Below are 11,175 nucleotides of genomic sequence, written 5' to 3' on the forward strand. Positions count from 1 at the left end.
GTGATCTTGTAGGCGGCGGATTTGATCCCCGCCTCTTCGCCCGGCTGTTCGGACTGCAACTCGACCTTGTAGCCCTTCTTTTCGGCCCAGCGGACATACATGCGCGCCAGCATATTGGCCCAGTCGCAGCTTTCGGTGCCGCCCGCGCCCGCGTTGATTTCAAGGAAGGTGTCGTTGCCGTCAGCCTCGCCATCCAGCAGGGCCTCCAGCTCTTTTTCGGCGGCCTTGGCTTTCAGCGCGACCAAGGCCGTCTCGGCCTCGGCCACGACTTCGGCGTCATCCTCCATCTCGCCCAGTTCGATCAGTTCGAGATTGTCGGACAGCTCTTGCCGGATCCCTTCATAATTGGTCATCGCATCGACCAGCAACTGCCGCGCGCGCATCAGCTTTTGCGCGGCCTCGGGATCATCCCAAAGCGTCGGATCCTCGACCCGGGCGTTGAATTCTTCCAACCGGTGCCCCGCCGTCTCGTAGTCCAGCCGCTGCGCCAAAAGGCCAAGCGATTTTTCAATCGCATCGACAGTGTTCTGGATTTCTGCGCGCATCAGGCACCTATCGTCTTGCGTGGTCTTGCGGGGGAGGTCTTACAACCGGCAGTCAGCCGCCACAAGCGACGTCAGTAAAGACCGCCCGAAGAAAGCGTGCCGAAGGTCGCCCGTTCGCCGACGGTGACCGTCTCGCCGGTCGAGGTGGTCACCTGCCGGTTCTGGCTTTGCACTTCGTCAAACAGCGGCAGATCGGCCGCCATGGCAAAGCCGCCATCGAACATGATGCCGAAAAGCGGCTCTTCGCCGGGACGGAAGCACTCGCGCACGACATCGGGGCCCGAGACGTCATCGGGCAGGCGGGCACCGCTGAAGCGGTCGATATTGATGAACTGGCAATCGCGCGGCACGCGGAACGGGCCCGAGCCGTATTCGGCGATCGCCTGTTCCATGAAGCGCTGGAAAACCGGCCCGCAATAGCCCCCGCCCGAGGCACCGCGCCCCAGCGGTTCCGGCGTGTCGAACCCGATATAGCAGCCCGCGACGATATTGGACGAAAAGCCGATGAACCAGACATCCTTGGCGTCGTTCGTCGTGCCCGTCTTGCCCGCAACCGGCACGGACAGGTTGACAGTCCGGCTGGCGGTCCCGCGATCAACCACACCCTGCAACATCGAGGTCAACTGATAGGCGGTGATCTCGTTCATCACGCGGCTGCGGTTGGAAATGATGCGCGGTGCCTCGCCTGCAGGCAGGGTCGCATCGTCGCAATCCAGACAATCGCGCTGGTCGTGGCGGTAAAGCGTGTTGCCATAGCGGTCCTGCACGCGGTCCACCAGCGTGGGTTCCACCCGCTCGCCGCCATTGGCGAACATCGCATAGGCGGCGACCATCTTGAACAGCGTCGTCTCGTTCGACCCCAAAGAGGCCGAGATCACCGGCGTCATCCGGTCATAGACACCGAACCTCTCGGCATAGCGGCCCACGGTGTCGATCCCGATCTCCTGGGCCAGACGGATGGTCATCAGGTTGCGCGATTGCTCGATCCCGGTGCGCATCGGTGTGGGGCCGTAGAATTCATTCGAGGCGTTGCGCGGACGCCATGTCCCTTGCGGCGTGTTCACGGTGATCGGCGCATCGACGATGATGGTCGCAGGTGAAAAACCGCTGTCCAGGGCTGCGGCATAGACGAAGGGCTTGAACGACGACCCCGGCTGGCGCTGCGCCTGCGTCGCGCGGTTGAAGACCGACTGCTCGTAAGAGAAACCGCCCTGCATCGCCAGCACACGGCCCGTATTTACGTCCATCGCCATGAAGGCCCCCTGCACCTGGGGGATCTGGCGCAGGGTCCAGCGTGCAAAGGATCCGTCGTCATTCAACAAGCGGCTGACATGAACCACATCGCCGGGCGTGAAATTGTCGAAGAAATCCCCGATGGTCCAGCGGATGTCGGCGCGGGGCACGACGAAGGGTTCGGCCTCGGTCTCTGTCACATCTTCCACACCGATCGTCAGTTGGTTCTCGGCGACCTCCAGCACGACCGCCGGATACCACTGGCCGCCCAAGGTGACATTGCGCGGCACGTTGACCGCAGCCAGCGCCGCGCGCCAGCTTGCCTCATCGGCCAGCGCCTCGGGCGGCAGCACCGCGCCCGTGCCGCGCCAGACCTGCTGTTCGCGGTCGTATTCCTCTAGCGCCAGTTGCAGCGCATGGGCCGCGGTCACCTGCAAATCGGGATCGATGGTGGCGCGGATCGACAGCCCACCCGAGAAGAATTCCTCTTCGCCGAAGTTCTGACTCAGCTGGCGACGGATTTCGTCGGTGAAATAGTCCCGCTCCGGCAGGGTGTCGCGGAAGTCGGCATAATCGCCGCCCTGCACCGACAAGAGCGGCGCGTTCCGTTCGGCCTCGAACGTTGCGGCATCGATATAGCCGTTCTCATACATCTCGCGCAGGGTGTTGTTGCGCCAGAAGATCGCCACCTCGCGGTCGCGCACCGGATGGCGGTTGCTGGGCGACTTGGGCAGCGAGGCCAGATAGGCGGCCTCGCCCACGGTCAGTTCCGTCAGCGGCTTGTTGAAATAGGTCAACGCCGCCGCCGTCACGCCAAAGCTGTTCTGGCCCAGAAAAATCTCGTTGAGGTAAAGTTCCAGGATCCGCTCTTTCGGCATCGCCCCTTCGATGCGCACCGCAAGGATGATCTCCTTGATCTTGCGCTCGACCGAACGCGAGCCATCGAGCAGGAAATTCTTCATCACCTGCTGCGTGATGGTCGAGGCCCCGCGCAGGTTCTCCCCCCGCGAGCGCACGGCATCATAAAGCGCCGAGACCATGCTCAACGGGTCGAAACCGGCATGGTCGTAGAAATTCTTGTCCTCAGCCGAGATGAAAGCCTGTTTGACGATATCGGGAATTTCCTCGGCCGGGGTGAACAGACGCCGCTCGACCGCGAATTCGTCGATGATCTCGCCCTCGCCGGAATAGATCCGGCTGATCGTCTTGGGGGTGTATTGCGACAGGGTCTCGTAGCTCGGCAGATCGCGGCCATAGAGATAGAGAATCCCGCCCAGACCAAGCGCCCCCATGACAAGGCCAAGGGTCAGCATCGTGAAAATGGCACCGAGGAATGAAAGAAAGAAACGTAGCAAAGGGTCACACGACTCCGAACAGGGTTGGCCAGACTTATACGCCGTGGGGCATGAACCGTCAAAAGGCCATATGCGCATTGCCGCGCATGATTGCCAGCCGTGACTTCACGTTCCCTTGAGAAGCCGCCCTACCGCGCCAGCAGATCCACCGTCGCGGCGATGGCCTCGGCCAGCGCGTTGCGTCCTTCGGGTGCCGCCAGAAAGGCGCGGTCCTCGGGGTTGTCAAGATCGCCCAGAAGCACGGCGACCGCAGGCACGCCCAGATCGCGCAGCATGGGCAGATCGACCCAAAGGCGCGGGTCGCGGGCGACCGGCACAGCCGAACGCGAAAAACCCGCGACCAACGCATCGGCAATCCGGTCGCTTTGGGGTGTCGTCTCGGCGCTGGCGAGCTCACCCAGAATGGTGCCGATCACATCATCGGCGCGGCTGTCTACCTCAGCGGCGCCTGCGCGATAACTGGCCACCCGCAACCCCCGGTCCCCGCGCGCCTCGGCATGAAAGACCAGCACCAGATCGGCCCCCGTCCGTGCCACAGCTGCGCGCCGCGCCTCTAGGGTGACAAAATCATCGCCCTGTCGCGTCAGTGCTGCGCTGATCCCCTCGCGGCGGTTCAGCCGCGCTGCCAGCTCTTGCGCCATGATCAGCGTCAGGTCAGCCCCGGCGATGTCACCGACGATGACCCCGCGATCGCTGCCGCCATGGGTCGCGTCGATCAGGACAAGGTAATCCTCGCGCGCGGCCTGCCTGCGCGCCGCTGCCGGATCAAAATCCGTCGCCTGATCCCATCCGGGATCGGGTGGCGCACCGGATCGGGCGGCGAAGTCTTCGGCGGAGACGGTCGCAAGACGCAGCCTCAGGACCACCGCATCGCCGTCGCGCGACATCCCCGCCTGATCCAGCGCCAGCGGACCCGCAAGATCGAAGATCATCCGCGACCATCCGGGGCGAAGCGGACCGGACCTGACCCTTGCGATCAGGTCTGTGGCGCGGAAAGCGGCCGCATCGAGCGAGGCAAGCTCTGCCGCCTCCAGATCAAGGACAAGCCGTGCGGGATCGTCCAGCGTGAACACCCGGTAGGGCGTGATCGCATCGAGGGTCAGGGTCAGGTCCAGCCCGCCGCGCGTCTCGCGCACGTCGGTGCCGACCAGATTGACCGGCGTCTGCGCCAGCACCGCCCCCGCAGTCCAGATCAGCAGGATCGCCAGCCGGATCATGCCGTTCGCTGCGCCATGAACCGCGCCAGACGTGCCAGACCCTCGGTGATATCCGCCGTGCCCCGCGCATAGGAAAACCGCAACCAGTGGTGGCCGCGCCGCGCGTCGAAATCAAGGCCCGGTGTCACCGCAACCCCTGCCTTTTCAAGGATTTCAGCCGCAAAGCCCAAGGCATCATCGGTATGCTCCGAGACATCCACATAGACATAGAACGCCCCGTCCGGCGGCGCGAATTTCGTCAGCCCCGCCGCCTTCAACCCTTCGATCATCAACGCGCGGTTAGTGCGATAGACCTCGCGGAAGGTTTCAAGCTCGTCTGTGCAGTCCATCGCATGCAGGGCCAGCCGCTGTGCCGCGTGCGGTGCGCAGATGAACATGTTCTGCGCCAGCCGCTCGACCTGGCGGACATGATCTGCGGGCACCACCATCCAGCCCACGCGCCAGCCGGTCATCGAGAAGTATTTCGAGAACGAATTGACCACATAGGCCTGATCGGTGACCTGCAAGGCCGACACCGGCGCGGTCTCGTAGTCGATGCCATGATAGATCTCGTCCGAGACGAAAGCCGCCCCATGCGCCGCGCAAGCCGCGGCCAAAGCCGCCAGCGCAGGCTTGTCCAGCATCGTCCCCGTCGGGTTCGCCGGCGAGGCCACGATCAACCCGTCCAGATCATGCGCCGCCACATCGCCGGGCTGCGGCTGGAACCGGTTCTGAAGCGTCGTCTGGATATCCACCGGCGTCAGCCCGACGGCTTTCAGGATCTGGCGATAGGACGGATAGCAGGGCGTCCCCAACCCCACCCGCGCGTCATTGTCGAACAGCGCCGAGAACGCCAGAAGGAAGGCGCCCGAGGCCCCGCTGGTCACCACCACCCGCGCCGGATCGAGATCCACGCCATACCACTCGCCATAATGCCGCGCGATGCGGGCGCGCAGTTCCGGCAGGCCAAGCGCCACGGTATAGCCCAGCGGTTCGGACATATCGGCGATCAGCTTGCGCTTCGCGGCTTCCGGCGCACCGGTGCCGGGCTGGCCGACCTCCATGTGGATGATATGCCGACCCGCCGCTTCGGCCTGACGCGCGGCCTCCATCACGTCCATGACGATGAAGGGATCGACATCCCCGCGCTTTGACTGGCGCATGCCCTGCCCTTTTTATTCCGCTGCGTCCTGCGCGCTTGCCGCTTCGAGTTCTGCGGCCTTCCGTTCGACCTGTGCGACGATATGGTCGATCATGTCGGCATTGGATTGCTTGTGGCTTTGCTTGCCGGCCAGATAGACCATGCCCGACCCCGCACCGCCCCCCGTAAAGCCCACATCGGTCATCAGCGCCTCGCCGGGGCCATTGACGACACAGCCGATGATCGACAGCGACATCGGCGTCTTGATGTGTTCCAGCCGCTTTTCCAGCGCCTCGACCGTCTTGATCACGTCGAACCCCTGCCGCGCGCAGGAGGGGCAAGAGATGATATTCACGCCGCGATGGCGCAGGCCGAGGGATTTGAGGATCTCATACCCGACCTTCACCTCTTCCACGGGATCGGCGGACAGGCTGACGCGGATCGTATCGCCGATCCCCATCCACAGAAGGTTGCCCAGCCCGATGGCCGATTTGATCGTCCCCGAGGTCAGACCTCCCGCCTCGGTGATGCCCAGATGGATCGGCGCGTCGGTCACATCGGCCAGTTGCTGATAGGCCGCCGCCGCCATGAAGACGTCCGAGGCCTTGCAGGAAATCTTGAATTCGTGAAAGTCGTTGTCCTGCAGGATCTTGATATGGTCCATCCCGCTTTCGACCATCGCGTCGGGACAGGGCTCGCCGTATTTTTCCAGCAGATGCTTTTCGAGCGATCCCGCATTCACACCGATGCGGATCGAACAATTGTGGTCGCGCGCGGCCTTGATCACCTCTTTGATGCGCTTTTCGTCGCCGATATTGCCCGGGTTGATCCGCAGACAGGCGGCACCGGCCTCGGCGGCCTCGATCCCGCGTTTGTAGTGGAAATGGATATCCGCCACGATCGGCACCGTCACCTCGGGGATGATCTGCTTCAATGCAGCGCTCGACGCCTCGTCCGGCACCGAGATGCGCACGATATCGGCACCGGCCTCGGCCGCGGCCTGCACCTGCGCAATCGTCGCTTTGACATCCGTGGTCAGCGTGTTCGTCATCGTCTGAACCGAGATCGGCGCATCGCCGCCCACAGGCACATTGCCCACCATGATCTGACGGGACTTGCGGCGGTAGATATTGCGCCACGGACGAATGTGGTTAAGGGACATCGGTTCGCTTCCTGATGCGTATCGTTCAGCGCCAGTTTAGGCCGCTGGCCGCATGGCAGCAAGGCGAAGCTCTGCCGCGATTACTGATCGGCGGTCACTTCGGCGACATTCACGATCTCGGCCAGATCGGCATCCGCAGTCAGATCGGCAACCTGATAGGTTCCGGTCAGGTTTTCGGGTGTCAGCGCCACATTCGAGGTCACGACACCGCTGCGCCCGACAGGCCCGTAATGCACACCATTGACGGCGAAATACATCGCCCCGCTTTCACCGACCCGCAGCACCGCGGGTTCTTCGGTGGCGGGGACGGTGAAATTCTCGCCCGCGGCCATCACACCCTCGAAGATGATCGTGCCGTCAGCCGACTGCACCCGCACCCAAGCCGGACGCACGGCAACCAACTGAACCTCGGAAATCGGTTCTTCGACAACCTGAATGGCAGGCGCATCCGCCGCGGCAAGATCGATCCCGGTCAGGTCCGACAGCGACGGGGTCGCCAGCGCAGGCGCGAAAGCACCGATCGTGGAAGGTGACAGCGTCGAAATCGGCGCATCCCGCGCCACCAGCACCGGCACGTCCAGCGCTTGCGGGCGGTAAAGCCGGTCGATCACATCCATCGTCGGGGTCTGCATCGGGGCCAGGGCGTCTTTCGGCTCGATGGCATTGGTCGCACCGGCCAGCGGATCAAGCTCGGACAGCACGACCGGTGTCTGGTCGATCGGCGCGAACTGCACCTTCTGCACCTCTTGCAGCACGGTCCAGCCGCCATAGCCCAGCCCCGCGATCAGGATCAGCAAAACCAGCACCGACCCGATGGCCCGAGGCTCGATCCCCGAAAAGACGGCATCGCCGGCGGGCACGAAAGGCGTGGCCGAGCTGGTGAAGATATCCTTGCCCATCGGGGCCTTGGATGGATCGAAGCTCTTGGATTTGCGCGATGATGCCTCGGCGGACATCCCGTGGGCGGTGACAAAGCCGCTTTCACTGCAGAAGCTTGCGTAAGCCTCGTCCGGGTCCATGTTCAGATAGCGGGCATAGGACCGCACATAACCCGCCACGAAGCCCGGCGTATCGAAAGCGGTGGGGTCGGCATTTTCGATGGCGGCGATATAGGCGGCCTTGATCTTCAACTCACGCTGCACGTCCAGCAGGCTTTTGCCCATGGTCGCGCGCTCGCCGCGCATCAGATCACCCAGACGCAAATCGAAATCGTCGAAACCTTTGGTTACGACTGTCCCTTCCGCGTCATCGCGTCTGAAGGATTTCCCGATCATCGACTGTCCCGTCGCTTCCTGCCCAAGCACCGAGGCCTCGACCGAATCGACGTGGCATCAGCGCGTTAGCCCAAGTTAACATGCCCATAGAAGTTATGCACAGGCAGAAACGGCTATCCCGCAAGCTCGGCGCGATTCAGCGCACAATGTGACCAAAGCCGATCGAGGGCGCCGACAAGTGCATCCATTTCACGCGGTCCATGCACGGGCGAGGGGGTAAAGCGCAAACGCTCGGTCCCGCGCGGCACGGTGGGAAAGTTGATCGGCTGCACGTAGATGCCGAACTGATCCAGCAACATATCCGACAGCTTCTTGGTATGCACAGGGTCGCCGACGATCAGCGGCACGATATGGCTGCCATGGTCGATGATCGGCAGGCCCAACCCCTTCAGACGCAGCTTGAGGATCTTCGCCTGCGTCTGGTGGCGCACGAGCAGGGCCTCGTCCGTTTTCAGATGCCGGACCGAGGCCGCAGCCCCCGCAGCGACAGCGGGCGGCAGGGATGTGGTAAAGATGAACCCCGGCGCATAAGACCTTATGGCGTCACACATTTTCGCCGAAGCCGCGATATAGCCGCCCATCACGCCATAGGCCTTGGCCAAGGTCCCGTTGATGATGTCGATGCGGCCCATCAGCCCGTCACGCTCGGCCACACCGGCACCGCGCGGGCCGTACATGCCGACGGCATGGACCTCGTCGATGTAGGTCAGTGCTCCGAATTCATCGGCCAGATCGCAGATCGCTTCGATCGGGCCGAAATCGCCATCCATCGAATAGATCGATTCAAAGGCGATCAGCTTGGGCGCCGCGGGGTCGTCGGCGGCGATCAGCTCGCGCAGATGGGCGACATCGTTGTGGCGGAAAATCCGCTTGGCCCCGCCATTGCGGCGCACACCTTCGATCATCGAGGCATGGTTCAGCGCATCCGAATAGATGATCAGCCCGGGGAAGAGTTTGGGCAAAGTGCTTAAAGTTGCATCGTTTGCGATATAGGCCGAGGTGAAGAGCAGCGCCGCATCCTTCTGGTGCAGGTCAGCAAGCTCGGCCTCGAGGCGTTTGTGATAGACCGTCGTGCCCGAGATATTGCGCGTCCCGCCCGACCCTGCACCGGTGGCGTCGATCGCCTCGTGCATCGCCTCCAGCACGACCGGATGCTGGCCCATGCCCAGATAATCGTTGCCGCACCAGACCGTGACCGGTGCCTCGCTGCCGTCCTGCTTGCGCCATGTGGCATGGGGAAACTGACCGCGCTTGCGCTCGATATCGATAAAGGTGCGGTAGCGGCCTTCTTCATGCAGGCGGGCAATCGCAGTGTCCAGTCGGGCGTTGTAGTCCAAGGGCGTCGTCCTTCGTCTTCGTCTCAAAGCGACCACTCCGAGGTCGCCTTTGAATCGTTCTAAGGGTCATATAGGGCGCGACCCCCACGAACAAGACGTTACAAAGTGTCGCTCCACCATGCACAGGCATGACGCGAACGGCGCGGGGCTTCCTTGATATGTATCAACTCCGCCCGCATCCGCTTGACGCTGGGGGCAAAGCGGACAACCCTTCGCGCGGACACGCATATCGAAAGGTGCCGCCATGACCCTTGAACCCGTCCTCGCCCGCGTCGATCAAGACCTCGACGCTTCCGTGAACCGTCTGCTGGCGCTCTTGCGGATCCCGTCGATCTCGACCGATCCGGCCTACAAGGGCGAATGTGACGCCGCCGCCGACTGGCTGGTCGAGGATCTGCGCAGCATCGGCTTTCAGGCCGACAAGCGCCCGACACCGGGGCACCCGATGGTCGTCGGTCACGCGGATGGCGATGGCCCGCACGTCCTTTTCTACGGCCATTACGACGTCCAGCCTGTCGATCCTCTGAACCTCTGGGACCGCGACCCGTTCGATCCGCAACTGGAAGACACCCCCAACGGCAAGGTCATCCGCGGGCGCGGGTCATCCGACGACAAGGGCCAGCTGATGACCTTCGTCGAGGCCTGCCGCGCATGGAAGGCCGTCCACGGCACCCTGCCCTGCAAGATCACCATGTTCTTCGAAGGCGAGGAAGAATCCGGCTCGCCCTCGCTGATCCCCTTCATGAAAGAGAACGCCGCGGAACTGACCACCGATATCGCGCTGATCTGCGACACCGGCCTTTACGACGACGACACCCCGGCGATCATCACCCAGTTGCGCGGGCTGCTGGGCGAGGAATTGACGATCACCGGCCCCGACAAGGACCTGCACTCGGGCATGTATGGCGGCCTCGCGATGAACCCCGCGCGGGTGCTGGCCCGCGTCATCGCATCGCTGCACGACGAGACAGGCCGCATCACCGTGCCCGGCTTCTATGATAGCGTGCCGGACCTGTCGAACGAACTCGCCGCCGCCTGGGATGACCTGCGCTTCGACGAAAAGGCATTTCTGGGCGAGGTCGGCCTGTCGATCCCCGCAGGCGAGACAGGCCGCCGCCCGCTGGAAATGATCTGGTCGCGCCCCACCTGCGAGGTCAACGGCATGACCTCGGGCTATACCGGCGACGGGTTCAAGACGGTGCTGCCCTCCAAGGCCACAGCCAAGATCAGCTTTCGCCTGGTGGGCCAGCAGGACCCGGATCAGATCCGCAAGAACTTCCGCAAAATGGTGGAAGAGATGATCCCCGCCGATTGTTCGGTGGAATGGCGCGACCACGGTGCCGGTCCCGCAGGGCACATGACCACGACCCACCCCGCCTTCGATCAGGCACGGCAGGCGCTGTCCGACGAATGGCCCAACGCGGCCGCCTTTGTCGGCTGCGGCGGATCCATCCCGATTGCGGGATACTTCAAGGATATCCTGAACATGGACGCCATGCTGATCGGCTTCGGCAAGGACGACGACCAGATCCATTCCCCGAACGAGAAATACGACCTGTCGTCCTTCCACAAGGGCATCAGAAGCTGGGTGCGGATACTGGAGAAGATGACGGGGTAAGGCAAAGAACCGCGGTCTGTCGGGTCTGCGGGGCTTTGCCGCTATTCGCCGTCCGCATCGCAGCGCGAGGTGCGTCCTCGTGCCGTTCGCCTGTCTAGAGAAATCGGCAAAACCATGATAACCCCAAAGACAGGTCTAAGCTGCCAAGCAGCAAACGAATATCGCAAGTCTGGGGAAAGTGGCGCGGTTGACGGGGCTCGAACCCGCGACCCCCGGCGTGACAGGCCGGTACTCTAACCGACTGAGCTACAACCGCGCGTGAGGTGCGGGATAATCGTGGTGCTCTGTCCCGTCAACGGCAAAAGACAGCTTCA

General features: G+C 63.1%; 8 protein-coding genes and 1 tRNA gene. 1 reads left to right on the forward strand and 8 read right to left on the reverse strand.

Annotated elements, in window-relative coordinates; all coding sequences use genetic code 11:
- The 7 genes from V7N12_RS11960 to hemA form a co-directional block, all read right to left on the reverse strand.
- Positions 1-545: PCRF domain-containing protein (locus V7N12_RS11960; RefSeq protein ID WP_333714814.1), on the reverse strand; the 545-nt coding region annotated here is incomplete at its 3' end.
- Positions 546-616: 71 nt separating this feature from the next.
- The gene (locus tag V7N12_RS11965; protein WP_333714816.1) at positions 617-3,133 is read right to left on the reverse strand and encodes a penicillin-binding protein 1A; all 2,517 of its coding nucleotides are present in this window, start codon (positions 3,131-3,133) and stop codon (positions 617-619) included.
- A 128-nt stretch (positions 3,134-3,261) separates the two neighbouring features.
- Complete coding sequence (locus tag V7N12_RS11970; protein ID WP_333714818.1) at positions 3,262-4,350, reverse strand: N-acetylmuramoyl-L-alanine amidase; 1,089 nt, start codon at positions 4,348-4,350, stop codon at positions 3,262-3,264.
- Positions 4,347-5,492 carry a pyridoxal phosphate-dependent aminotransferase gene (locus tag V7N12_RS11975; protein WP_333714820.1) on the reverse strand — a complete coding sequence of 382 codons (1,146 nt, stop codon included), beginning with the start codon at positions 5,490-5,492 and terminating at the stop codon, positions 4,347-4,349. Before V7N12_RS11975 ends, V7N12_RS11970 begins: the two co-directional genes overlap by 4 nt.
- Before the next feature lie 12 nt (positions 5,493-5,504).
- Positions 5,505-6,632, reverse strand: coding sequence for a flavodoxin-dependent (E)-4-hydroxy-3-methylbut-2-enyl-diphosphate synthase (gene ispG / locus V7N12_RS11980; RefSeq protein ID WP_333714822.1), 1,128 nt, complete (start codon positions 6,630-6,632; stop codon positions 5,505-5,507).
- An 80-nt stretch (positions 6,633-6,712) separates the two neighbouring features.
- A complete protein-coding gene (locus V7N12_RS11985; protein ID WP_333714823.1) occupies positions 6,713-7,906 on the reverse strand; it encodes a helix-turn-helix domain-containing protein in 1,194 nt (397 codons plus the stop codon).
- 113 nt (positions 7,907-8,019) lie between these two features.
- Positions 8,020-9,243 (reverse strand): 5-aminolevulinate synthase, encoded by a 1,224-nt coding sequence (gene hemA / locus V7N12_RS11990; RefSeq protein WP_333714825.1) that lies wholly within the window; start codon positions 9,241-9,243, stop codon positions 8,020-8,022.
- A 244-nt stretch (positions 9,244-9,487) separates the two neighbouring features.
- Between hemA and V7N12_RS11995 the strand changes: the two genes are divergently transcribed.
- Entirely contained in the window at positions 9,488-10,861 is a 1,374-nt protein-coding gene (locus V7N12_RS11995; RefSeq protein ID WP_333714826.1) for a M20/M25/M40 family metallo-hydrolase, read from the forward strand.
- Between the two features lie 179 nt (positions 10,862-11,040).
- On the opposite strand, the gene V7N12_RS12000 is transcribed toward V7N12_RS11995, so the two are convergent.
- Positions 11,041-11,117, reverse strand: a tRNA-Asp gene (locus V7N12_RS12000).
- Between the last annotated feature and the right edge of the window lie 58 nt (positions 11,118-11,175).

Source organism: Yoonia sp., assembly GCF_036770585.1.
In the GTDB taxonomy this organism is placed as follows: Bacteria; Pseudomonadota; Alphaproteobacteria; order Rhodobacterales; family Rhodobacteraceae; genus Yoonia.

What these genes read in the sequence shown, in the direction of transcription:
- V7N12_RS11970 (WP_333714818.1), bottom strand. Translation starts at nt 4,350, where the DNA reads ATGATCCGGCTGGCGATCCTGCTGATCTGGACTGCGGGGGCGGTGCTG.
- V7N12_RS11975 (WP_333714820.1), bottom strand. Translation starts at nt 5,492, where the DNA reads ATGCGCCAGTCAAAGCGCGGGGATGTCGATCCCTTCATCGTCATGGAC.
- ispG (WP_333714822.1), bottom strand. Translation starts at nt 6,632, where the DNA reads ATGTCCCTTAACCACATTCGTCCGTGGCGCAATATCTACCGCCGCAAG.
- V7N12_RS11985 (WP_333714823.1), bottom strand. Translation starts at nt 7,906, where the DNA reads ATGATCGGGAAATCCTTCAGACGCGATGACGCGGAAGGGACAGTCGTA.
- V7N12_RS11995 (WP_333714826.1), top strand. Translation starts at nt 9,488, where the DNA reads ATGACCCTTGAACCCGTCCTCGCCCGCGTCGATCAAGACCTCGACGCT.